Annotated in this window: 29 protein-coding genes; 13 read left to right on the plus strand and 16 right to left on the minus strand. The window is 41.3% G+C overall.

All coding sequences use genetic code 11. From position 1 onward, the window contains the following. Positions 1–17 precede the first annotated feature (17 nt). Positions 18–506, minus strand: a complete 489-nt coding sequence (locus tag KXQ82_RS00915; protein WP_219485999.1) for an LEA/WHy family protein — start codon at positions 504–506, stop codon at positions 18–20. A 118-nt stretch (positions 507–624) separates the two neighbouring features. Between KXQ82_RS00915 and KXQ82_RS00920 the strand changes: the two genes are divergently transcribed. After that, a complete protein-coding gene (locus KXQ82_RS00920) occupies positions 625–855 on the plus strand; it encodes a hypothetical protein (protein WP_219486002.1) in 231 nt (76 codons plus the stop codon). On the opposite strand, the gene KXQ82_RS00925 is transcribed toward KXQ82_RS00920, so the two are convergent. The 7 genes from KXQ82_RS00925 to KXQ82_RS00955 form a co-directional block, all read right to left on the minus strand. Then, complete coding sequence (locus KXQ82_RS00925; protein WP_219486004.1) at positions 856–1,167, minus strand: hypothetical protein; 312 nt, start codon at positions 1,165–1,167, stop codon at positions 856–858. Between the two features lie 161 nt (positions 1,168–1,328). After that, entirely contained in the window at positions 1,329–4,223 is a 2,895-nt protein-coding gene (locus KXQ82_RS00930; RefSeq protein WP_219486005.1) for a DEAD/DEAH box helicase, read from the minus strand. Positions 4,224–4,791: 568 nt separating this feature from the next. After that, a complete protein-coding gene (locus KXQ82_RS00935; RefSeq protein ID WP_219486007.1) occupies positions 4,792–5,097 on the minus strand; it encodes a hypothetical protein in 306 nt (101 codons plus the stop codon). Beyond that, positions 5,078–5,572, minus strand: a complete 495-nt coding sequence (locus KXQ82_RS00940) for an HpaII family restriction endonuclease (RefSeq protein ID WP_219486009.1) — start codon at positions 5,570–5,572, stop codon at positions 5,078–5,080. Before KXQ82_RS00940 ends, KXQ82_RS00935 begins: the two co-directional genes overlap by 20 nt. Positions 5,573–5,638: 66 nt before the next feature. Beyond that, entirely contained in the window at positions 5,639–6,640 is a 1,002-nt protein-coding gene (locus tag KXQ82_RS00945) for an HNH endonuclease (RefSeq protein ID WP_219486011.1), read from the minus strand. Positions 6,641–6,642: 2 nt separating this feature from the next. Continuing rightward, positions 6,643–7,881 carry a DNA cytosine methyltransferase gene (locus KXQ82_RS00950; protein ID WP_219486013.1) on the minus strand — a complete coding sequence of 413 codons (1,239 nt, stop codon included), beginning with the start codon at positions 7,879–7,881 and terminating at the stop codon, positions 6,643–6,645. Between the two features lie 101 nt (positions 7,882–7,982). Beyond that, entirely contained in the window at positions 7,983–8,414 is a 432-nt protein-coding gene (locus KXQ82_RS00955; RefSeq protein ID WP_219486015.1) for a very short patch repair endonuclease, read from the minus strand. Between the two features lie 59 nt (positions 8,415–8,473). Here KXQ82_RS00955 and KXQ82_RS00960 point away from each other — a divergent pair, with 59 nt between their 5' ends. After that, positions 8,474–9,037 carry a hypothetical protein gene (locus KXQ82_RS00960; protein WP_219486017.1) on the plus strand — a complete coding sequence of 188 codons (564 nt, stop codon included), beginning with the start codon at positions 8,474–8,476 and terminating at the stop codon, positions 9,035–9,037. Between the two features lie 75 nt (positions 9,038–9,112). Here KXQ82_RS00960 and dapF read toward each other — a convergent pair whose 3' ends face one another. Continuing rightward, a complete protein-coding gene (gene dapF / locus KXQ82_RS00965; RefSeq protein ID WP_219486019.1) occupies positions 9,113–9,898 on the minus strand; it encodes a diaminopimelate epimerase in 786 nt (261 codons plus the stop codon). A 296-nt stretch (positions 9,899–10,194) separates the two neighbouring features. On the opposite strand from dapF, the gene KXQ82_RS00970 reads away from it, so the two are divergent. From KXQ82_RS00970 to rimM, 3 genes are all read left to right on the plus strand, one after another. After that, positions 10,195–11,742, plus strand: a complete 1,548-nt coding sequence (locus tag KXQ82_RS00970) for a trypsin-like peptidase domain-containing protein (RefSeq protein ID WP_219486875.1) — start codon at positions 10,195–10,197, stop codon at positions 11,740–11,742. A 265-nt stretch (positions 11,743–12,007) separates the two neighbouring features. After that, positions 12,008–12,583, plus strand: coding sequence for a 30S ribosomal protein S16 (locus KXQ82_RS00975; protein ID WP_219486021.1), 576 nt, complete (start codon positions 12,008–12,010; stop codon positions 12,581–12,583). A 91-nt stretch (positions 12,584–12,674) separates the two neighbouring features. Beyond that, complete coding sequence (gene rimM / locus KXQ82_RS00980; RefSeq protein ID WP_219486024.1) at positions 12,675–13,199, plus strand: ribosome maturation factor RimM; 525 nt, start codon at positions 12,675–12,677, stop codon at positions 13,197–13,199. 26 nt (positions 13,200–13,225) lie between these two features. On the opposite strand, the gene KXQ82_RS00985 is transcribed toward rimM, so the two are convergent. From KXQ82_RS00985 to KXQ82_RS00995, 3 genes are all read right to left on the minus strand, one after another. Further along, a complete protein-coding gene (locus KXQ82_RS00985) occupies positions 13,226–13,576 on the minus strand; it encodes a hypothetical protein (protein ID WP_219486026.1) in 351 nt (116 codons plus the stop codon). Positions 13,577–13,723: 147 nt separating this feature from the next. Next, positions 13,724–13,954, minus strand: coding sequence for a hypothetical protein (locus KXQ82_RS00990; protein WP_219486028.1), 231 nt, complete (start codon positions 13,952–13,954; stop codon positions 13,724–13,726). 405 nt (positions 13,955–14,359) lie between these two features. After that, on the minus strand, positions 14,360–14,872 hold the full coding sequence (locus KXQ82_RS00995) for a hypothetical protein (protein WP_219486030.1): 513 nt from the start codon (positions 14,870–14,872) through the stop codon (positions 14,360–14,362). Positions 14,873–14,977: 105 nt separating this feature from the next. On the opposite strand from KXQ82_RS00995, the gene KXQ82_RS01000 reads away from it, so the two are divergent. Then, complete coding sequence (locus tag KXQ82_RS01000; protein WP_219486032.1) at positions 14,978–15,907, plus strand: IS1595 family transposase; 930 nt, start codon at positions 14,978–14,980, stop codon at positions 15,905–15,907. Positions 15,908–15,915: 8 nt separating this feature from the next. Continuing rightward, on the plus strand, positions 15,916–16,059 hold the full coding sequence (locus KXQ82_RS01005; protein WP_219486035.1) for a hypothetical protein: 144 nt from the start codon (positions 15,916–15,918) through the stop codon (positions 16,057–16,059). Here the strand turns inward: KXQ82_RS01005 and KXQ82_RS01010 are convergent. Further along, positions 16,056–16,496, minus strand: coding sequence for a hypothetical protein (locus tag KXQ82_RS01010; RefSeq protein ID WP_219486036.1), 441 nt, complete (start codon positions 16,494–16,496; stop codon positions 16,056–16,058). The two genes, KXQ82_RS01005 and KXQ82_RS01010, sit on opposite strands and share 4 nt — an antisense overlap. After that, positions 16,489–16,965: a Panacea domain-containing protein gene (locus KXQ82_RS01015; RefSeq protein ID WP_219486037.1), complete on the minus strand. Its 477-nt coding sequence runs from the start codon at positions 16,963–16,965 to the stop codon at positions 16,489–16,491. The genes KXQ82_RS01010 and KXQ82_RS01015 overlap by 8 nt, the downstream gene beginning before the upstream one ends. A gap of 260 nt (positions 16,966–17,225) precedes the next feature. On the opposite strand from KXQ82_RS01015, the gene KXQ82_RS01020 reads away from it, so the two are divergent. The 6 genes from KXQ82_RS01020 (at position 17,226) to KXQ82_RS01045 (ending at position 19,964) form a co-directional block, all read left to right on the plus strand. Continuing rightward, on the plus strand, positions 17,226–17,654 hold the full coding sequence (locus tag KXQ82_RS01020) for a hypothetical protein (RefSeq protein ID WP_219486038.1): 429 nt from the start codon (positions 17,226–17,228) through the stop codon (positions 17,652–17,654). Positions 17,655–17,720: 66 nt separating this feature from the next. Continuing rightward, entirely contained in the window at positions 17,721–18,146 is a 426-nt protein-coding gene (locus KXQ82_RS01025) for a hypothetical protein (protein ID WP_219486039.1), read from the plus strand. A gap of 4 nt (positions 18,147–18,150) precedes the next feature. After that, positions 18,151–18,351 carry a helix-turn-helix transcriptional regulator gene (locus KXQ82_RS01030; RefSeq protein WP_255563337.1) on the plus strand — a complete coding sequence of 67 codons (201 nt, stop codon included), beginning with the start codon at positions 18,151–18,153 and terminating at the stop codon, positions 18,349–18,351. Positions 18,352–18,364: 13 nt separating this feature from the next. Then, positions 18,365–18,754 (plus strand): VOC family protein, encoded by a 390-nt coding sequence (locus KXQ82_RS01035; protein ID WP_219486040.1) that lies wholly within the window; start codon positions 18,365–18,367, stop codon positions 18,752–18,754. A gap of 72 nt (positions 18,755–18,826) precedes the next feature. Continuing rightward, a complete protein-coding gene (gene trmD / locus KXQ82_RS01040; protein ID WP_219486041.1) occupies positions 18,827–19,510 on the plus strand; it encodes a tRNA (guanosine(37)-N1)-methyltransferase TrmD in 684 nt (227 codons plus the stop codon). Beyond that, complete coding sequence (locus KXQ82_RS01045) at positions 19,503–19,964, plus strand: nucleotidyltransferase domain-containing protein (protein WP_219486042.1); 462 nt, start codon at positions 19,503–19,505, stop codon at positions 19,962–19,964. Before trmD ends, KXQ82_RS01045 begins: the two co-directional genes overlap by 8 nt. 58 nt (positions 19,965–20,022) lie before the next feature. Here KXQ82_RS01045 and rplS read toward each other — a convergent pair whose 3' ends face one another. Then, the gene (gene rplS / locus KXQ82_RS01050) at positions 20,023–20,370 is read right to left on the minus strand and encodes a 50S ribosomal protein L19 (RefSeq protein ID WP_219486043.1); all 348 of its coding nucleotides are present in this window, start codon (positions 20,368–20,370) and stop codon (positions 20,023–20,025) included. Between the two features lie 214 nt (positions 20,371–20,584). Further along, positions 20,585–21,334 carry an SDR family NAD(P)-dependent oxidoreductase gene (locus KXQ82_RS01055; RefSeq protein ID WP_219486044.1) on the minus strand — a complete coding sequence of 250 codons (750 nt, stop codon included), beginning with the start codon at positions 21,332–21,334 and terminating at the stop codon, positions 20,585–20,587. Positions 21,335–21,367 lie beyond the last annotated feature (33 nt).

Raw genomic sequence — 21,367 nt, forward strand, 5'->3', positions numbered from 1 at the left:
GCTTTGCCCGCTTGGCTTTAAAATAACTTCATGCCGCTAATGATCGGCTTCAGGTAATTTTGAACCCCTGTTTGATGGATCTGCACATCGCGGTGAACAAGGAATGATGATATCCGTGCCGTGCCGTTAAGGTTCAGATCTGCATTGCTGTTAAACACACTCATTAACGACATGATGCTGCCACTCCCTACGCTGATAGTAGCATTTATGGTGTACTCTCCTTTTGAGTTACCGGGCAAAGTTACAGGCAGGTTTTGTTTAATACGGGCTATCTCTTTATTGCCGGCTAAAACGCTTACATCGGCATTTTGGGCTTTTATACGATAACCATTAGGGTTTTCAATAGGCAGGGTAGCCTCAATAGTGATGCCGCCGGTGGTAAAGCTTTTCACATTCACATTGTGCACAAGGCCAAAGTTAAGGTCTTTAGGCTGGCCACAGCTTGCCAACGCGGCGATAAGTACTAATGCCGGAATGGCTTTAATGTATTTCAGGATAAATTTCATTTGAGCTTTGTTTTGATATATAACGCTAAAGAAGTGAAATTGATGCAATTATTATCAATTAACAAAATAAAACATATTAAAACATTGACCGTTATATAGTTAACCAATAAAGTAAATTATGAATAAGACTGGAATCTATTTCATGATAGCAGGTGTTGCTGTTGTGATCATCGGTGCAATGTTTTTTCAGAACCTGCACACGTTAAACGCGGTTCAATCAACTGATAGTACGGTTAATTTAAATGGTATCAGGTCCTTCGCCTGGCCGCGTTTTATCGGCATTGTTTTGTTTGTGATAGGTTTAATAACCGTTATTACGCCTAAGCACGAGCCCGGGCACCGCTACTGATCAGGAGAACTTTTCAATCAGCACTTTTTGTGCCGACAGGAAGAACTCTTCGATAGCTGAAGTAGGGAACTCAACAGAAAATAAGCTGGAAAAGATCGACTTGGATTCGGTCTTACAGGTTTTCTTTGCCTGTGCATCCGCTTTTTTAACAGGGCTTGCAGGTTTTATTTTGGATAAAGAGTCAACCACACATTTGCCATTGGCAAGCTGTTTCGGGCAGCTGCATAGTTTTTTATCAATAGCGGCAGGAGCAGTTGCAAACACCGTAGCGGCGAGTAACATTGCAAATAATAAGACCCCTGTTTTTTTCATGATGATGCAAATGTAAGATGCTCAGGCGATTAAAACAATTAAAATAATGTTAAATTATATTAAGATATGTTAAATATGGTTGGATAAATTCACCATGACAATACAATTGTCACATCTTCTTTCATCAGCCGTAGCTTTAGCGAAGGCTGACGTCTTACATCCTACGCCAGTATCTCCTTAATATCATCCGCCGAAAGCGATTTAATAAAACTCTCCTCCGTAGTAATCAACGCCCTGGATAAACTTAGCTTGCGTTGCTGCAATGCCAGTATCTTCTCTTCCACTGTATCCTTGGTGATGAACTTGTAAATGAATACGTTCTTCGTTTGCCCTATGCGGTGCGTACGGTCAATAGCCTGCTGTTCAACAGCCGGGTTCCACCATGGGTCGAGGATGAATACATAATCAGCTTCCGTAAGGTTCAAGCCTACGCCACCAGCCTTTATCGAGATGAGGAACACCCTTGTATTCTCATCCTCCTGGAACTTTTTAACGATCTCGCCCCGATTTTGCGTGCTGCCATCAAGATAAGTGTAAGGTATATGCTCCTTTTCAAAATGCTGACGATAGATGGTAAGCTGCTTTACAAACTGCGAGAAGATGAGCACCTTATGCCCGCCATCAAGCACGTTCATCAGGGTATGCGTAACGCTTTCAAATTTGCCCGAATCACCCTCATAGTTCTCGTCTATCATACCCGGGTGATTAGCTATCTGGCGCAGCTTTATCAAGCCCTGCAATACCTGCATCTGCGCTTTGGCAAAGGTGCCATCCTCTAAAGCCTGCAACAACTCGTTTCGGTATTCCGATTTTACCTCCTCGTACACATTGGCCTGCTCCTCGCTCATCTGGCAGTAGAACAGGTTTTCGGTCTTTGGCGGTAACTCGGTTGCTACCTGTTCTTTTGTCCTTCGCATCACAAAGGGTTTGATGAGCGCCTGCAACTTGCGCGCCTTCTCCTCATCTTTCTTCTTTTCTATCGGCGTTACAAACTCATCCATAAAAAACTTCTGACTCCCCAGCAATCCCGGGTTGATAAAGCTCATCTGCGTCCACAAGTCGTTAACCGAGTTCTCAACCGGCGTACCGCTCAGTATCAGCTTAAAGCCCGATTTTAGCAACTTTACTGCCTGGTACGATTTGGACGATGGATTTTTGATGTTCTGACTTTCATCCAGAATAATATAGTCGAAGTAAAAGGCTTTCAATACATCAATATCTATCCGCGTAATGCCGTAGGTGGTTATCACCACATCATACCGGCCAAATACCTCCGGGTTCTTGTTACGCAGTGTACCCGTATGCACCATCATTTTCAGCTTCGGCGCGAACTTTTTGGCCTCGTTCAGCCAGTTATATATCAGCGAGGTCGGCATAATAATGAGCGATGTACACTTACCACCTTGCGCCTCCGCATCCTCCTTGTTTTTTTGCAACAGGGCAAGGGTTTGTATGGTTTTACCCAAACCCATGTCATCAGCCAAACAGCCGCCAAAATGGTACTCCTTTAAAAAGTGGAACCAGTTATAGCCCGCCTTTTGGTAATGGCGCAACGTACCCGTAAAATTTTGCGGCATGGCTACCTCTTCCATCTGCTCAAAGTCGGTAAGGCGTTGCAGTTTGCGGTTAATGGTGATGCCCGCCAGTTCGCCATCCGCCAGATCGTTTATTAACCCGATATGGTGCTTGCGCAATTTCAGGCCTTTATCCTGCTCGGCAAAAACCAGCAGGTTACCGTATTGCGAGAACCATTTTTCGGGTATTACGGCTATCTCACCGCTCGGGAGCAAAAACTCTTTTTTGCGATTCAGGATATGGTTACGCAGTTCCATAAACGGTATCTGGTATGGTCCGAAATGCACTACGGCATAAATATCGAACCAATCATTACCTTCCTTTACCTGCAGGTCAATCTTGCTGTTGCCAAAGAGGTAACGCTTTTGACCCTCAGGTTGCTCCAGTTCAAAGCCATCGGCAATCAGTTCATCATGGTGCTGGTTCATCCACTCGAACACCGAGAACGACCTGTCTTCCTCTTCACCTTCAACAGCCACCTCTAAATTCTGGAACAGCGACGATACCATCTTCAATCCCATCTTTTCCACCTGCTCTAACTTGCCTTTTTCCCAGGCAATGGAGCGCTTTACGCGATGGAAGAAGTACTCGTCGCCCTGCTTCTCTATCCGTACCGAAACCACCCTGCCATCCCCGTAAGGGAACACATAATCCGCATAGCGGAAGTACAGTTGCAGTTGCGATACACCGCCTTCCACGTATATGGGTTTCAGTATCGGTGTGGCCTCAAACTTCTCGCTCACAATAGTAAAGCCTTCGGCATATACGTTATGCTTTTCTATCAGCGGGGCCACAAACTTCTCCATATAGCTTTGCTCATTGCTTCGCGCGATGGCTATGTAGCGCTTGTTTAAAAAAGGCACCAGCTTTTTGCCCTCAATCTCTTTGTCGAAGTAGTACAGCACATCATCCAGCAACATCCAGGCGGGGTGGTTACATATCACCTCCGCGTTTTTGAACATGAACTCGATGCGCATACCCTGGTATTTTATGGTGGGGAAATACCGTATCTCTTCCTCATTCCGCCTGAAATGGAACAGTACCGAAGCCGCCTCTTCGGCTATCACCACCTTTTTGCCGGCAGGGTAGCCCTCCTTGCTCATCTGGTATATCTGCTTATCGCGCATCAGGGCGAGGGCCTCTACCATGCGCTTTTCCATTTTGGGGCGTATGGTATCAAAAAACTGGTCGTTGAAGATTTTGGCGAAGAACTCTATCGGCCTGATCTGCTTTTTATGATATTTACGTATTACGTTGGCCTGCTCCAGTTCGTCCAGTATCTTAATAAGCTTGATATCGGTATCATCTATACAGTTGCCAAACTCCTTGGCCGTATTACTGAATAAACGTTGGTAAGTAAGCGAAAACTCGCCGTTGGGGTTCAACTGAACAATGTGCGGCTCAATAACATAGCCTAAAAACTCATGCTTACATATACTGTAAACAATCTGACAAGGCTTGCTGCTATCGACACGTAACATAGGTTGATGTAAAAAATTTAAAGAAGCTACATCAACAAAAAATTCAAACCTACCTATAAATTACAGCATCCCCAAAAAATTCGGGCACAAATTTAGCGGCAATTAACCTAAGTTCGTAAAATTGCAAATCTCATAATCAAACCCCTCAAAACCGCCCTAACCCTTGGGTATTCTTGGGCTAAAAATGATGGGTGTATTGCCATTTTGATAATTTATCCCTTATGCAGATTTGCCAACTCTTTAAGAGTTGGCAAATCTTATCCGTCCAACCCTTGGGTATTTTTGGGTATAATTCGTTTCCATTACCTCATCCACCATGTCATTTCGAGCGAGCGCAGCGACGAGAAAACTTCGCGAACTAAACAGGCATTCCATACATGTCAAATGCCAACCTATCGCTTTCGAACATCGCTTTGAGAAGTTTCCTCCCTACGGTCGAAATGAAAAAGGGGGGGAAGTATGAATAAAACACACCCTTCTATTTGTCTTGCCTCTTTATTCTGGCTTCTTGCCTCTTTCTTTAGAGGGGGGATAAAGTAAGAACATTTCAAAGAAAAAATCAGTGCAATCATCCAACAATCGGTGAAATCACAGACACCCATAAAGATAACGAAAAAACGGCGCTTTCGCAAGTTTCGGCTACGCTTTCAAACTCGTGCCAGGTGGGGTCGAAGTCGTCATCGAAGGTACCCAGGAGCAGATTCGGTACACCAAATTCCTTATGGTAAAAGTAAGTTTCATCAATCAGTTTGGCTTTAATACCGGCTTCCACCTCAGCCAAGGGGATATCATCAGGATTAGCAAACACCACCTCGCCAAAGGCTTTGTAATTGCCGCCATCACGGTAGAGGTAGCTAAATTTGATGTTGGGCATTCGCTGTAAAACTAATTTGAAGTATTAGTTTGAGAAAGCTGCCGCTTTGCTCGGCTGGGAGTATGTCGAATTGGCTATTGTTCAATAAAAACTGATGCGAATCTTTTAAATAGTACATCATATAGTCGTCGCCTTCCCAAACTGTATCTGGCAGCATTCCCGATAGCGAAGCCGTAAACAATCTAATAAATCTGCTCTCATAAAAATACCACCCGCCATGTAACTTAAAGTTCATTGGGTTAGCTTGTTTTAACAGCTCTAACAATTCTGAGGTTTTTGATACACCAGTTTTGTATTGATGATAAAGAATAAAAGCAAGCAGTTCGGGCAAACGCGACTCCAGCATCCTCAAATTTAAATCAAAACATTCCGACTCGACTTTAAGGAATTGAACTTCGGGCTTAAGCCGATAAATGAACTTGGTGCCATTTTCTGCTTTTAGCAGGGGCTTTGAAAAGTCGATTGGGTAATTCACTCATTTGGTTTTGAATGAGTAAAGGTAAGTTGGTGGGAAAATTTGTCAATCGGATATAAGTGAACTTTAGGATTTGAAAATGAATTTCCTGTGATAGTCCAAATATTTTTCCCTCCCTTTGGGTTGAATTTTATAAATTTTGTTCTTAATTATGTTCAATTTCTTAATGTTTAATGGCGAGATATATGGAGAGATTAATAGCTTTCCTTCATCATCAAACGAAATAAAACCCTGATCAAACATTCTATCATATGTTGGAGTTAAGATTATTCCATTAAAGGGGTCGGTCTTTTCTTTATCTGTTGATTTAACCCATGGCTTTATGTGACTTGCCATCAATAACCTTTCATCAGAAACTTCTGTAATAGGACATGAAAACATTTGTTGTAAAAGCTTTTCTCTAAACTTTCCCTGCCCTATTCTCGCACTAATAATAACCTCCTTCTTTGTGGTACTAATTGAAGTTGATTCTTCAATAGCCTTTTCTTCTTGTCGGATTTTAGAAGGATGGTTATTTGTATTAAAATGATAGTCTAAAAATATTTTGAAATAATAATATATGTTTCCTTCTTTTGATTTTAATTTCAATATTGACAAATAAGAAATTCTTGGTAAAGCAATTACTCTAAATAACTCCCAAGCATCATCATTAGATCTAATATAAAAACGCGCTTTATCTTTAGTTCCTGTTGCGGGTTCAATCGCAAATAAAAAAAGATCTTCTATACGTTCCTTTGTATCGTCAATGTTTTCAGACCATAAAGGTTTTAAATCCTTATTATATTCTTGTTCTTGATTTTTATACTCATATTCTGCATCATTTAAGTAATCCAAAAAATCCGATTTAAGAAAGAAACATGAATTATCTTGAAAATAATTAAAGAAGACCTTAAAATCATTATCAATTGACTGAGGCCCAACATATAATCTAGCCTCGCCATGGCCTGGTTTAGCTCCTACTATAATTGGCTTTAACTTATTGACTTTGACAAATGAATCTACAATTGCGATACTTTCAATCTCGTCAACAATCTCATAAGATTTATTCAAAATGTCAATTCTATTCATATTTATTTGCTGAATTTAGTAATATCCATCTGCTTTAATATAGCAATAAGCATGTCAACGATGATACTGTTTCCTGCTTGACGATAGGCTTGAGTATCGCTTACTTCTATTTTAAAATCATCTCGAAAGCCCATCAAACGCAAGCATTCTCTTGGTGTAAGCTTTCTAATCCGCCCTTTATGCGTTACATAATTATCAACTCCAGCGCGATGCATTTTATGCATTGACTGTAGCAAAGGCCTTGCTATAGAAAGGTCTGTTTTTGTACTGGTTTTCCAGTTTTTTGTGCCACCTGCTAAAACATAATCACGTACTTTGTCTGATAGATAGTATTTTTCTTCAACATCTCTAACATCAAAAATAAACTCATCGAACGCTGTATCATCAAATTCAGGTTCAAAAATAAAATCACCATGCCAGTTAAATTGCTGATTTGCCTTTTGACATAGGGCTATATCCCCATTAATTTGAGTATACCTTTTCATCCTATTTTTCGTACTGGTTACAAATTTGATTCCCTTTTCTTTGAGATAGTACTTTGTTTCCGTAAAGTCTTCCAAAAAATCTTGCATGGTATGCTCCAACGGTATTTTTTCCGGAAAACTAAAATCGACATTATTGTCGAGAAATCCGACAACAACAATTCGTTCCCTATGTTGTGGAATGCCGAAGTCTTTACCATTAAGTAACTGCGTGTAGATCTTGTATCCAAGATCTTTAAAGACATTTTGTACTACCTTCCAAGTATTACCACCATCGTGATTTGTTAATCCTTTTACATTTTCATAAATAAAGACCTTAGGTTGGGTTTCACTAACTATACGGGCAAAATCATAGAATAATGTTCCCCTTATATCCTCCAGTCCTAACCGTTTACCTACCATAGAGAATGCCTGGCACGGGCTTCCACCAACAAGTAAATCTACGCTGTTTTTATATTTTTTAGCATCAAATTCTGTTACATCGTTGTACCAGTCTTTGGGATCCAAATCATAATTTGCCATGTAGCTTTTTTTTACATGACTATCAATATCACTAGCAAATGTAATAGAGGTGCTCAAGTTAAGCCTATGAAGAGCGTGCTCAACTGCACCAATACCGCTAAACAAAGTAGCCAGTTTAATAGTGGCATTAGGATTAGTGAATGTTTTTTGTTGCCAGTGACCACTTTGCAATTCTGCATCTAACGCTGTTTGATAGGCGACTAAAGGTTCAGTCAAAAGTAATTCTGTTTCGCTCATATATAATGTTAATGCTCAAATATAAAATTTAAATATCAAAACCAGAATATTTAGCAAAATAAAAACTAATATATCTGGCAATTAGAATTGGTAAATTAGAATTATCTGACTATTAAGTTTAGTTTTATTTTGTCCAAAAGACATTCAAGAATTTGGGGGACCGAGGCTTTTTTCAGTTCACATTCCCAAAGATTAATTAAATTCCAACCGAGCATTATTAGTTGACTTTTAACCTCATTGTCTCTCTTTTTATTTGTTTCAATCTTATTTAACCACCATTCAGTACGTGTTTTAGGAACCACGTAATACTTACAGCCCTCATGCCCATGCCAAAAGCAGCCATGAATAAATATTACGGTTTTGTATTTGGGTAAAACAATATCGGGCTTGCCGGGCAGGTCTTTTAAGTGCAGGCGGTAACGGAAACCGTTTTTGTGGAGAAACCTGCGTACCAGCATTTCGGGCTTGGTATCCTTACCCTTTATACGCGACATGTTATAACTTCTAACCGCCTTGCTGTGTACATCTGCCATATACAAAGCTACAAATCGCAGCCATTAAATGTTTCACAACTATTACCTACCTTTAAACCATGGGACTCGATATTCACCTCGGCACCAATAACCCTGACCTATGGTTAGAAGACGGCCACGATTATTTTTTTGAGAACAGCTTAAGCAGAACCTTTTGCAACCTGATGTGCCGTCGCGATGTTGTTTTTGACGAAGAACCGGAACTCGACCAAATAGGAACAATCACGGGCATCGATATCTCGATACTCTATGAAATGAACAATTATCCAAATGTTGATGCGATGGACTATTTTCTTTCGTCGGCAAATAATGAGCAGGAACGGCAAGACATTTTAAAGAAAGCTGCTGCCGACAAAGCCAAACTCGACAAGAATATCGACGAAGTTTCAGCGTTCATCGATATATTAATTGAAAAGGTAAGTAAAATAGATAACCTGCCCTCGCTTTTTGCGCCAACAGCATTTGAAACTATAAACCGCGAAGTATATTTTAGCGACTTTGAAAAAGATACAGGTGATGACTACATCGGCAACAATTTCGGGCAAGACCTCAGAAACTTTAAAGCTTTCTTAATCTTCGCGAAAAGCAAAGGCGCAACAGGGGTGCATTTTAACTACGGGTAAACGGTGAAACCCTTTACGAAGTTAATCCGAAATCAAACATCCGAAATAATCAACTCCGACTTCCGCCCTCCGACATCAGACCTCCAAAAAACCCTCAAACACCTTCACCGCAGGCCCTTCCAAAAATATATGGCTAAACTTAGCCCCTTCATAATCAAAACAAATGCTCAAATTACCACCCAGTACTTTTATCGGAGTAACAATATGCCCGGTTTGCCCTTCGCGCAGGGCCATGGCTAAGGCTACGGCGGTTACGCCGGTGCCACAGGCGTAGGTTTCATCTTCAACGCCGCGTTCGTAAGTGCGCACAAAGTAGCCGTCGGTAGCGGGTTCCACAAAGTTAATGTTGATGCCTTCGGCACGGTAAGTATCGTTATAGCGTATGGCGTGTCCTTCATGGTACACATCTTTATTGGCCAGGCCGGTAGCCAGCCGCACATAATGCGGCGAGCCGGTGTTGAGCACATAGGCATCGCCGTCGCGGTCAATATGGTCAACATCAATCATCTGCAAACTCACCCAGTCGCCGCTTTCTGAAATTTTGGCATAATGCGGCCCGTCCACTGCCAAAAAGTTCGTCTCCTCGCCAATCACACCTAAATATTTAGCGAAGGCCACAATGCAGCGCCCGCCGTTGCCGCACATGCTGCTCGGGTTACCGTCGGCATTGTAGTATACCATTTCAAAATCAAAGCCATCGTGAAGTTGTAAAAACATCATACCATCGCCACCTACGCCAAAGCGGCGGTCGCAAATGCGGGCAATAGTTTCGGGATTTTGGTGATTAAATGATAGATCGCGGTTATCCACCAATACAAAATCGTTGCCTGCGCCCTGGTATTTATAAAACTTTGTTTTCACGTTGCAATATTAACTGGTTTAATTTAAAATGGCGTAATTTTAGGGTAAAATGTTAAAAGCATTGGCCTGTGCTATTCCCTCCCAACGGGAGGGTGCAGGGAGGGTTTATGCAATAGGCATGGCGAATAACCCCTCCCTGCCACTTCACAATCCGGCGCGCCCCTCCCCAAGGAGGGAATAAAAAGCGTTTTAACATATTTTAACACATTGACAGGTAATTTAGTATTGACAAATTCGTCTATATGGTATTAAATTTGAGATCGATATTTAGAACAAGGAGAAAATAGAAAATGAATATGAAAAGTTTTGGATTAACACTTTTAACAGCCTTTGTAGGCGGCGCCATCGCAGTAGGCGCGTACAAGATCATCGAACCTAAAACCAGCGGTTTATCTTTCGAAGATCAGCAAAAGGTTTACTTCGCCAGTAACAAAACTGCCCCCATCATGGCATCATCCACCGGCGACCTTGATTTTACCGAAGCAGCCGCGGCTGTAACGCCGGCCGTAGTGTATATTCGTACCACCTACGCGGCGGCAAGCAATGGCGGGCAAGATCAAATGGAACAAATGTTTGGCCAAATGTTCGGTCAGCGTGTGCGCCCGCAGGGCCCGCAACGTGCATCAGGTTCAGGCGTGATTATCTCGCCCGACGGCTATATCGTTACCAATAACCACGTGGTAGATAAGGCCGATAAGATAGAGGTAACCATGAATGATAAGCGTACCTTTCAGGCCAAAGTGATCGGTACCGATCCTAATACAGATCTGGCTTTGATCAAAATTAGCGGCACCAATTTGCCAATCGTAAAATTAGGCAACAGCGATAATGCCCGTGTTGGCGAGTGGGTATTGGCTGTAGGTAACCCTTTTAACTTAACCTCTACAGTAACAGCCGGTATCATCAGCGCCAAAGGCCGTAACATCGGTATCATTGGTACCCATGAGGATGACGAGCAGGATGCAAATCCTTTTGGCGGCCGCATGAGGCAGCAGCAACCCGCTGCGCCTAAAGCAAACAAAGCTATCGAGTCGTTCATACAAACAGATGCGGCCATTAACCCGGGTAACAGCGGCGGTGCATTGGTAAACACCAAAGGCGAGCTCATCGGTATCAACGCGGCTATCGCATCACAAACAGGTTCTTACGAAGGTTATGGCTTTGCCATCCCGGTTAACCTGGCTAAAAAAGTATTGAACGATATCCAAAAATATGGTGCTGTAAAACGCGCGTTCATAGGTGTTAGCTTCCGCGAATTAAACCCGGATGTTGCACAGGAATTAAAAATAAGCACCACCAACGGTTTGTATGTTGATGAATTGGTAGCAGGCGGCGCCGCAGAGGCAGCCGGTGTTAAACCTGCCGATATCATCACCAAAGTAAATGGCAGAACTATTACTGAGTCATCCGACTTACAGGAAACCATCGGCCGCTTACAACCCGGCGATAAAGTTGACCTGACCATTATGCGCGATGGCCACGAAAAAAACTTTAACGTAACCTTAAAAGGCGAAACTGCTGTTGCTAAAAATGCTTTGGCGTCAAAATCAGCCGAAGAGATCTACAACAAGCTTGGCGCGAGTTTCCAACCGCTTGGCGCGAGCCAGAAAGCTAAATTCGGTGTAAAATCGGGCGTAGTAGTAACACAGGTTCGTTCAGGCAAAATGTTCGATGAGTTAGGTATCGAAGTTGGCTCGGTTATTACCAGCATCAACCAGGTACCGGTAAACAGCTCAGCCGATATTGATAAAGCCATAGGCGGTATTAAAGACGGTAACCTGCGTATCTCAGGTATCGATCCGCAAGGCGGCACATTTAACAATGTGTATGGCGGTATCAGGTAATTGTATCTAACTATATAAATAACAAAGCCTCCCGTTAATTTTAGCGGGAGGCTTTTTGTTATAATGCACCAAATTTCTTACAAAAGGCGGTGGCCTGTGCGATTCCCTCCCAACGGGAGGGTGCAGGGGAGGGGTTTGTAGGTAAAACCTTCTCCAACTATCTCATTATCTTACCAAACCCTATTGCAAATTAATATAATATGATTACCTTTGCAGCCCCGCAGAATAGGCTCCGGGAAATATGTTGAATACATAAATTTAAAAAATGGCAACTAAAATCAGATTGCAAAGACACGGTAAAAAAGGAAAACCTTTTTATTATATCGTAGTAGCCGACTCACGCGCACCACGCGATGGTCGTTTTATTGAGCGTTTAGGTTCATATAACCCAAACACTAACCCTGCAACTATCGATATCAATTTCGATAAAACTTTAGAGTGGGTTAACACAGGTGCACAACCAACCGATACCTGCCGTGCAATATTATCTTACAAAGGTGTTTTGTACAAAAAACACTTAGAAGGTGGTGTTAAAAAAGGCGCATTAACTGCTGAACAAGCCGACGAGAAATTCCAGGCCTGGTTAGATCAGAAAGATGGCAAAATCACAGGTAAAAAATCAAGCTTAGTATCAGCTAAAGAAGAAGCCCGTAAATTGGCTCTGATTGCTGAAGCTAAAAAGAAGGAAGATAAAGCCGCTGCAGTAGCTGCTAAATATGCTCCTCCTGTTGAAGAAGTAGAAGAAGAAGCTGCGGTTGAAGAAACAGAAGAGGCACCCGTTGCCGAAGCTGCTGAAGAAACCCCTGAAGCACCGGCTGCTGAAGAAGCTCCTGCTGAATAATTGCAGTAAAACACATTAAGCTATAGCGAAGCACCTCTTTTAACCAGGAGTACTTCGCTATACTTTTTTAAAGGCATTTGTAAACCACACCATGAAGATAGAAGATTGCTTTAGGATAGGATCAGTATTAAAAACCCGCGGGTTAAAAGGCGAGCTGCAGGCTTATATTGATTATGATGCACCCGAGAAACTGCAGTTTGATTCCCTGTTCCTTGAGGTGAACGGCAAACTTGTACCGTACTTTGTGGAGTCGTTTAAAATGCCAATGAAGAACACCGCTTACATTTACCTGGAAGATGTTGATCATATTGACAAAGCCACCCCGCTTGCCAAAAAAGACATCTACCTCTCCAATAAACTAAAACCTGTAAAAGACGAGAACGAGTTTACCCTGCGCGACCTGATGGGCTTTACCGCCATTGATGAAGACGAAGGTGAACTTGGAGAGATCATTGAACTGCAGGACCTTCCACAGCAATTAATAGCCACCGTAGTCTATAAAAACCGCGAAGTACTCTTCCCGCTCAGCGAAGGTATAATCACCGGGATTGATGTAGTGAAAGAAATTGTGTACGTTGACCTGCCCGAAGGTTTACTGGATATTTATTTGGAGTAAGGAACGCGGTCGCATACATCTCCTCGTTAGGTAGTCTTCCAAAAAGTAATGATCAGTCCGCCTGATATCACTAAAATGCCACCAACAATAACGGGCATGGTAGGTACCGATTTAAATGTGATATAACTTATCACCTGCCATACAACAAACAGCGTGGCAATGTAAAGGCCAACCACTTTGCCAAATTCCACCGGCGCAAGGTTAAGGAAAAACCCATACCCAAACAGCAATAAAGCTCCTGCCGCTGCCAAGCCAAGCCTTGTAATACCGGTATGGTCATAAATTGATTTTCTTACTATGGCATCGCCCGTAACTTCAAGCGTGGTGGCCACGATCAAAAAAATGATAGGATGTATATTTTGCAGGATTGATTTCATGTAGCTGTGATGATGTTTGCCTAAATATAAGCATTTACCTTTTACTGTGCCTGATCAATATCACGTGAAGCAGTAAAAATAATTTGTACAGTATACTTGACATAAGTAAAATTTGTTGGTAACTATATATCAGTTGGGACAAAGCGTTTAAGGATTGCGGTACGCATACATCTTTGTCGTTTCGTCTTTTGACCTTATTAGTTTGCCTTGTCTTACCATAACCAGTATTATCCCTGATACTTGGTTAGTGTAGAATACTTCGCCGCTCTGTTCTACTATTGCATTGGTTATATCAGCCAGTGAACGATTTGTTTTGAAATAATCGTTTTCAATAAGCCCATTTATCAGCCTTGTAACTTTTGGTGTTTTCTTTGCCATCCGTTATTCCCACTTAAATATACGAAATTAAATAATATGGTTTTTCGTAGTTAAACGAAACATGTGTTCATTTTGCATACATACCTGTAAAAAAGCATTTGAAAAAGTTACAAGAACTTATCAGAGATAGCAAGGCTATCAAGATTACATTAAGCGAGAATGAGATAATGGTTACGCAGGGCGGTAAAGTTTTCAGATTTCAATTTCGGTTCGCCGATCCTGAAATTCAGGCAGAATTTTCCGATTTCTATTATAAATACGCGCGTGGTTTATTGATTAAATTATACGTAGTATAATTTACATTTATTTGAAAATGCCCTTGCTTTGGCAGTAACTTAGTAGGTGCATATAAACCCCTGTGACCGAAATTAGTACGGTTCGAAACGGAACAGAGTAGTGAGGGGCTTATGTGGATTTCAGACCATCGATGAGCGCTTGTATTTTGTTTGAGGCTATCATAATATCCCCAATCAGGGTTTCAAATTGCTCTTGAGTGTACCATTTGATTTTTACGCTGTCCCTGAATTCAGCTAATCCAATGACATTATCTGTTATCGCCATTGGCATAACCATGACATAGTGTGCAAAATAAATTCGATGGTCGTTTAATCTTCTTATCTCATCGAAAAACTTGCTTTCAGGGTAACTATTATTCTTTGTTTTTACAAATCCATTTTCAACCGACCGCTTATCTAAAATAGCCTTAAAAGATGTTCTCTTTGCCTCGAAAGTTAGTCTATCCAATATGATGTTTGACATCTCGTTACCCTTGTCTTTGTCATCAATAAAGTAGCTTACAATAAATTTTTCTATCTTTTTTTCAAGCCCTGAAAATTCATTTATCAATACGCCTCTTAAGTAATGTCCTTGCGATAAATGCTCAAATTGATAGGTGGGTAAATCTATTGGTAATTTCATCGATTTGGGTTTAAATATCTAACCTACAAATATATTTTCAAATAAATTAGGTAGTTTGTGGGACTTGTTTTATATTTGTCCCATTAAGTTATTAATATTAAGTAAATGACATCACAATTCAACAGCCTTTTACAAGTTTTAGACTACTTCAAAAATGAGGAAGTTTGTATTTCTTACTTAGCCAAGAGCCGTTGGAGTGATACACCGTCATGCCCTCACTGTGGTAACGTAGGGGCTTATATTACTAACAGAGGCTACAAATGTAAAGCGAAAGAGTGCGCTAAGAAGTTCAGCGTAACAACAGGTACAATCTTTGAAAATACCAAGATCAGTTTGCGCACCTGGTTTGCCGCAATGTACCTATGTACAGCACACAAAAAGGGTATTAGTTCTTTACAGTTAAGTAGGGATTTAGCCATCACTCAAAAGACCGCATGGTTTCTTTTACACCGTATCCGTGAAATGCTGTTAAGCAACCAATCAGAGCAATTAGATGGTACGGTTGAAATTGATGAAACCTATGTAGGTGGTTCTTTAAAAAATAAAAGCAATAAGAAACGTGCCGCTATGAGGGCAGTTAACGGTCAATGGGTAGACACTAAGACAGCCGTGTTTGCTATCGTTCAAAGGGACGGTCAGGTTCGCACTACGCTACTATCAACCACCCGCCCGAAAACATCTGATGTGTTACCTATCATACAGGCAAATGTAAGAGAGGATGCTTTAATTGTGACTGACAGTTCAACTATGTATGGCAGCCTCAAACATTCTTACAAGCACGAGGTAGTTAATCACGCTACAAGTGAGTATGTAAGAGGAGTGTTTCACACAAACACAGTAGAGGGCTTTTTTAGCCTGTTAAAGAGAGGTATTATCGGCATCTATCACTACGTATCACCAAAACACTTACAACGCTATTGTAATGAGTTTGGGTATCGTTATAACACCCGCAAGGTATCCGACTGTTTAAGGTTCGAGGATGCTATTAAAAACGTTAACGGTGTACGCTTGACTTATGCTAACTTAATTAAGTAACTTTGAATATGGCAGAGGAAAAAAAACCAAAGGTTAAGCGCAAGGTACGTGCCGAGGCTTACGACCCTAAAGTAACTTTTAATGGTACGCTTGAGGATATGATTAAGATGGCGGCTAATACAAAGCCTCCTATTAAAAAAGAAGAAAGTTAGTTATAGGTGTTATGCTTCGGGTCAAACCAAACTACGTAGAAGGTTTGATTAATAAAAAACCCAATAACCCTCCCATGTTCATTTGCTGAGATTCCGAATTGAAATGGTTTGTCAACCAACTGCTCTTCGTTTGGTAAGCCGAAGCAATCTTGCGTAGTATGATCCCAATTTATGTAATGATTTCTTAAAGATTGCACGGTGGGATATTTTAAAGATGCACAAGTCATCCGACATATCGTTTTTATTCGTTCAAGAAATTTCAAAAAATAATCAGTGTCTCTATCCGATATAAGGTAAGATTGATGTTCTGTATCTAAATATTTGAATGAGAATTTAACAAGTTCAAGGTGTGCATTTTCTTTAGAAACTAACTCCTTGGTGGGGTTAATGAATTTTGTGTTTTTAACCTCACTCTTTTTTTTATCCCACTTAGCCATCTATCAAAAATTGACTATAATAAGCCGCTATATTTTCTTTACTAATAACTGTTGTACATGGCTCGTCTTTCGGCAACCCCGCACGTGCTATAAGCCAAGGATCTTCAAGGTGGGTGCTTAATTCCAAAGCATACGCCTCCATGCCGAAATACTCGCTAACTACATTATCCAAAACCTCCTGAGTTTCAGGAGAAAAATTAGAACCGATCTGCTTTAATGTATCCTCGTTTAAATCATCCCTTATTATCGGATGCCATTTATATGAGTTGTATTGAAAGTACAAAGATGGTATAACAGGCCCATGAACCCACGCCTGAAAATCCTCTTCAAAAAGTGGCTCTTTAACAACTGCTATATGCCATGCTTGTGCATAATAAACCAATTTTTGCAACTTTAAATTGCTAATTAAGTTTTCCGTTGCATTTGACAGCGATATAAAATAGTCTGCTATATTAGTTGCAGTTAACATGTTGGTAGTTGGTTAATGTTTCGTTTGGGTATGCAAAGATACGCAATTAACATACCATTTTATCAAGTTATCCACAATTTGTTAGCTAAAATGGCTTGTTTTTATCAACAATTGACTTTTAAGTTATTGATTTTCTATGATTTATGGTGTGATTTATTTGCTAAATATTTTAGTAAGTCATTGTGCTATGGCTCGGCGATTCAGGAAGATATTTATAGTGTATGAGGATAATCGCTATCTTCGGTAAACCCTAATATATTATGTCGTCAACCCAAAAACTTTCATTACATCAACAACTTGATAAGGTTCTATTTTCATTTAAAATAGAAGAAAGAAATCAGAAAATGAATATTAGTTACGTGAATGATATTCTTATGAAAAATGGTGTTGATATAGAAGTTGTTACGTTTAGGGAGATTTTAAGGAAAATCCATAAAGACGGATATATTGAGGTGCATACAGATAATGATGTGCTACCCAATTACTACTTAACTATTGAAGGGTCAATATTTCAAGGGACTGGCGGGTATGAAAAACAGCTTAATACTGAGCAAACATCAAATAAGAGGCGTAACGTTCGGGAATTTGCTTTGACATGGGGGACAGTACTTGCTGGATTAGCAGCATCGGCTCTTTTGGTGTGGCAAATCTATTCTTACTTTCACCCATCGCAAATACCCTTAAAATAAACCTGTCCCAACTGATATATAGTTACCAATTTGTTTTACATTTGGTAAAACAAATTTTACTTATTTATGAAACCTCAATTCCTATTCCCTACCTGGACGCGCTGGCTGGGGCTCGCGCTGTTCCTGGTTCACTTACCGGTAATGCATATCTGGGATATTTACCACCTGCATTCTTATGATGATGGCAATCTGTTTAACCTGCCGTACTTGTTCTTTATCGCCACGGTGGTACTCATGGTGCTGGGCTTGTTCCTCATCGCTTTTTCGCGCGAGAAGATCGAGGATGAGCAGATCTATCAAATCCGTTTATCATCATTGCGCTGGGCTATTTTTGCTAATTATTTGGTGCTCATTATCTGCCTTATCTTTACCAATAGCAAAGCCGATTATAAAGACATGCTTCGCCTTAATTTATGGGTGCCGCTCATGTTGTTTATCATTATCTTCCGCTGGAAAATGTTCAGGCTTAACCGCTCATTAAAGGAGGAATAACATTATGAAAAATACCATCCGCGTTGAGCGCGCCATAAAAAATATTACCCAGGCCGAGCTTGCCGATCTCATCAGCGTATCGCGCCAAACCATTAATACCATCGAGAGTAATAAATACGTACCCTCAACCGTACTGGCACTAAAAATTGCCCGTGTTTTTGAAAAACCTGTCGAGCAAATATTTACATTAGAGGATACAGATTAAAAAGCATCACCTAATGAAAACTAAAACAGCATTCGCACCTATGCTTGCCATCGGCAAAAACATTCATGAGGCAGGTTTTTACACCAGGGCATTTGGCGCGGTTGAAGACTGGTGTATCCGTAATGATGACGGCAGTATTCACGTGGCGCAGTTTAATATAGACGGCGCCACATTTCATATCCACGAAGTAATGCCCAACTCAGGCGATATTTTGCCTGCTGACCATAACAGTGTTACTATAGTTATTGGTTTGATGACTGATGATGTACATGCCCTGTTTAACCAAGCCGTAGCAGCGGGTGCAACCATAATTACCCCGGTAACCGATCACGACTACGGCTGGCGCCAGGGCGAGCTTGAGGACGTTTTTGGCCACCGATGGGTGATACAGAAGGTAATGTAGCGGCATCAAGGCGATAAGTAAATTAAATTCGTCTTGCTTCCTGATTCTCGATTCTTGATTCTATCTTTGAAAATGCGTTTTGATATCATCTCTGTACTTCCCGGTTTGTTGGAAAGCCCCTTTGCCCACTCTATTTTACAACGTGCGCAAAAAAAGGGCGTTGCCGAAATTGTAGTACATAACCTGCGCGATTACAGCACCCAAAAGCAAAAAAGTGTTGATGATTATCCTTACGGTGGTGGCAGTGGCATGGTAATGACCATCGAACCTTTTGCCCGCTGCATTGAGAAGTTGAAAAGTGAACGTGATTATGATGAGATCATCTTCATGTCGCCTGATGGGGAAACGCTGAACCAGAAGATCGCCAACCAACTTTCCATCAAAGGCAATATCATCATCTTGTGCGGCCATTATAAAGGCATCGACCAGCGCATCCGCGATATCTTTGTAACACGGGAGATCTCCATTGGGGATTATGTACTCTCAGGCGGCGAACTGCCCGCAGCGGTGCTTGTAGATGCCGTGGTGCGATTGATACCCGGCGTATTGAATGATGAAACTTCCGCTTTATCCGATTCTTTCCAGGATGATATGCTGGATGCCCCTGTGTACACCCGCCCGGCAGATTGGAACGGCCATAAAGTGCCCGATATCCTGCTCAGCGGCAACACGCCCGAAATTGAAAAATGGCGCTTTGACCAAGCCCTCGAACGCACTAAAACCCGCCGCCCCGATCTGTTGAAAGACAATGACTGATGATCTTACAGAAGCATTAAACCTGTTGCACAACCTGCTCACACCGGTTTCAAAAAACTGGATGATCATAGGCTCGGCAAGTTTATATTTACACGGCTTGCCTGTTAAGCCGCACGATGTTGATATTTTATGTAGCACGGAAACAGCAAGGGCATTCGAAGAGCTGTTATCTGCCTATCGTATCAAAACTAAAATAACCGCGGGTAAAGATAAATTCACATCGCAGTTTAGCCAGTATATAATAAACAATACACCTGTTGAGGTAATGGGCGACTTGCTGGTGAATACCCAAGCAGGTTGGATAAACCTTTGGGAAATGATCGGTGTGCTCCAACAAATAGAACTGGCTGACAAAACTTTTTTGATCCCCAACATTGCTGACCAGCTAAAAATATATACCCTGTTTGGCAGGGATAAAGATCAGGCTGTTTTAACCATGTTAAATCGGGGATAACAAAAAAACCTCCCTGTTTGCACAGGAAGGCTAATTGAATATTTCTTCTAAAAAGAGATTAAACCCTTTTTGATTTGATACGTGCTGCTTTACCGGTAAGTTCGCGCAGGTAATATAATTTAGCACGACGAACTTTACCTTGGTTGTTCAACTCGATTTTATCGATGTTTGGAGAGTTGTAAGGGAATATACGCTCAACACCAATACCGTTAGATACTTTACGTACGGTAAAAGTTTCGGTGCTGCCGGCGCTGTTACGTTGAATAACAACTCCTTGGTAAACCTGGATACGTTCCTTGTTACCTTCTCTGATTTTATAGTGTACACTGATAGTATCGCCTGCTTTGAAAGTAGGATACTGCTTTTTTTCTACTGATTGTTCTTCAACAAATTTTACTAAATCCATGATTTTTAGCGCTTAAAGCCGATTTTTAACCCGTAAAAATCGGATTGCAATTATAGGGAAATAATTTGATTTAAAAAAACAGAATTTAAAATTTTCAACAATTAGTACGATCTTAACAAAAACAGTATCAGGTAGCAAGTATCATGTAGCAGGATTCAGGCGGGGTAATCACCTTGTTTTTTGAATTTTGACTTTTAATTTTTGAATTATCAAATCAGCTATTCATCACCGCCCCGCCATTAATATCAAAGGTTTGCCCTGTTATTATTTTCTGGCTAAGCAGATAGGCTACCAGGTCGGCAATTTCTTCGGGCTGGCTCATGCGGCGCAAGGGTACGCTTTGCATTGCCATATCATAAAACTCATCTTTAGTAATTCCTATCCCATCGGCAATACCCTGCAAACCTTCCTGACTCATTTCGGTATCCACCCAGCCCGGGCAAATGGCATTCACCAATATCTTCTCAGTCGCGTACTGTACCGCCCAGCTCCGCATCAAACCCAGCAACCCCGCTTTCGAAGCACAATAAGCTGAATAATTAGCCACGCCCAAACGCGCCAATACCGATGAGGTGATGAGTACATGTGTTTCAGTCTGCTGGTCTTTCAAATTAGGTAAAAAGGTATTCACAAAATTATAGGTCCCGGTAAGATTGGTACTGATAATATCATCCCAGCGGTCGTTAACACCCCATTGGTTCTCGCCACCAATACCCGAGTTAGCTATCAGTCCACTGATCTTTATATCACCCAAGGTCTTTGCTGCTTGCGCAAGGCTGTGTATACTTTTAATATCAGCCACCAAAATTTGGTGTCCCCCACCCTTTAATGTTGCCAAAGTTTGTTGCAGGCTGGCTTCATTGCGCCCCAGTAAAACACATTGGTTTTGTTCCGATAGTTTTTGCGCGATTGCCCTGCCAATACCGCTACCCGCCCCGCTGATGATATATGTTTTAAATGCCATGCGCCTAAGTTAATACTTTTATTATTTCGGGAA

The organism is Mucilaginibacter rivuli (assembly GCF_019391655.1).
GTDB classification, from domain to species: Bacteria; Bacteroidota; Bacteroidia; order Sphingobacteriales; family Sphingobacteriaceae; genus Mucilaginibacter; species Mucilaginibacter rivuli.

What these genes read in the sequence shown, in the direction of transcription:
- KXQ82_RS00915 (WP_219485999.1), bottom strand. Translation starts at nt 506, where the DNA reads ATGAAATTTATCCTGAAATACATTAAAGCCATTCCGGCATTAGTACTT.
- KXQ82_RS00920 (WP_219486002.1), top strand. Translation starts at nt 625, where the DNA reads ATGAATAAGACTGGAATCTATTTCATGATAGCAGGTGTTGCTGTTGTG.
- KXQ82_RS00925 (WP_219486004.1), bottom strand. Translation starts at nt 1,167, where the DNA reads ATGAAAAAAACAGGGGTCTTATTATTTGCAATGTTACTCGCCGCTACG.
- KXQ82_RS00930 (WP_219486005.1), bottom strand. Translation starts at nt 4,223, where the DNA reads ATGTTACGTGTCGATAGCAGCAAGCCTTGTCAGATTGTTTACAGTATA.
- KXQ82_RS00935 (WP_219486007.1), bottom strand. Translation starts at nt 5,097, where the DNA reads ATGCCCAACATCAAATTTAGCTACCTCTACCGTGATGGCGGCAATTAC.
- KXQ82_RS00945 (WP_219486011.1), bottom strand. Translation starts at nt 6,640, where the DNA reads ATGAATAGAATTGACATTTTGAATAAATCTTATGAGATTGTTGACGAG.
- KXQ82_RS00950 (WP_219486013.1), bottom strand. Translation starts at nt 7,881, where the DNA reads ATGAGCGAAACAGAATTACTTTTGACTGAACCTTTAGTCGCCTATCAA.
- KXQ82_RS00955 (WP_219486015.1), bottom strand. Translation starts at nt 8,414, where the DNA reads ATGGCAGATGTACACAGCAAGGCGGTTAGAAGTTATAACATGTCGCGT.
- KXQ82_RS00960 (WP_219486017.1), top strand. Translation starts at nt 8,474, where the DNA reads ATGGGACTCGATATTCACCTCGGCACCAATAACCCTGACCTATGGTTA.
- KXQ82_RS00970 (WP_219486875.1), top strand. Translation starts at nt 10,195, where the DNA reads ATGAAAAGTTTTGGATTAACACTTTTAACAGCCTTTGTAGGCGGCGCC.
- KXQ82_RS00975 (WP_219486021.1), top strand. Translation starts at nt 12,008, where the DNA reads ATGGCAACTAAAATCAGATTGCAAAGACACGGTAAAAAAGGAAAACCT.
- rimM (WP_219486024.1), top strand. Translation starts at nt 12,675, where the DNA reads ATGAAGATAGAAGATTGCTTTAGGATAGGATCAGTATTAAAAACCCGC.
- KXQ82_RS00985 (WP_219486026.1), bottom strand. Translation starts at nt 13,576, where the DNA reads ATGAAATCAATCCTGCAAAATATACATCCTATCATTTTTTTGATCGTG.
- KXQ82_RS00990 (WP_219486028.1), bottom strand. Translation starts at nt 13,954, where the DNA reads ATGGCAAAGAAAACACCAAAAGTTACAAGGCTGATAAATGGGCTTATT.
- KXQ82_RS00995 (WP_219486030.1), bottom strand. Translation starts at nt 14,872, where the DNA reads ATGAAATTACCAATAGATTTACCCACCTATCAATTTGAGCATTTATCG.
- KXQ82_RS01000 (WP_219486032.1), top strand. Translation starts at nt 14,978, where the DNA reads ATGACATCACAATTCAACAGCCTTTTACAAGTTTTAGACTACTTCAAA.
- KXQ82_RS01005 (WP_219486035.1), top strand. Translation starts at nt 15,916, where the DNA reads ATGGCAGAGGAAAAAAAACCAAAGGTTAAGCGCAAGGTACGTGCCGAG.
- KXQ82_RS01010 (WP_219486036.1), bottom strand. Translation starts at nt 16,496, where the DNA reads ATGGCTAAGTGGGATAAAAAAAAGAGTGAGGTTAAAAACACAAAATTC.
- KXQ82_RS01015 (WP_219486037.1), bottom strand. Translation starts at nt 16,965, where the DNA reads ATGTTAACTGCAACTAATATAGCAGACTATTTTATATCGCTGTCAAAT.
- KXQ82_RS01020 (WP_219486038.1), top strand. Translation starts at nt 17,226, where the DNA reads ATGTCGTCAACCCAAAAACTTTCATTACATCAACAACTTGATAAGGTT.
- KXQ82_RS01025 (WP_219486039.1), top strand. Translation starts at nt 17,721, where the DNA reads ATGAAACCTCAATTCCTATTCCCTACCTGGACGCGCTGGCTGGGGCTC.
- KXQ82_RS01030 (WP_255563337.1), top strand. Translation starts at nt 18,151, where the DNA reads ATGAAAAATACCATCCGCGTTGAGCGCGCCATAAAAAATATTACCCAG.
- KXQ82_RS01035 (WP_219486040.1), top strand. Translation starts at nt 18,365, where the DNA reads ATGAAAACTAAAACAGCATTCGCACCTATGCTTGCCATCGGCAAAAAC.
- trmD (WP_219486041.1), top strand. Translation starts at nt 18,827, where the DNA reads ATGCGTTTTGATATCATCTCTGTACTTCCCGGTTTGTTGGAAAGCCCC.
- KXQ82_RS01045 (WP_219486042.1), top strand. Translation starts at nt 19,503, where the DNA reads ATGACTGATGATCTTACAGAAGCATTAAACCTGTTGCACAACCTGCTC.
- rplS (WP_219486043.1), bottom strand. Translation starts at nt 20,370, where the DNA reads ATGGATTTAGTAAAATTTGTTGAAGAACAATCAGTAGAAAAAAAGCAG.
- KXQ82_RS01055 (WP_219486044.1), bottom strand. Translation starts at nt 21,334, where the DNA reads ATGGCATTTAAAACATATATCATCAGCGGGGCGGGTAGCGGTATTGGC.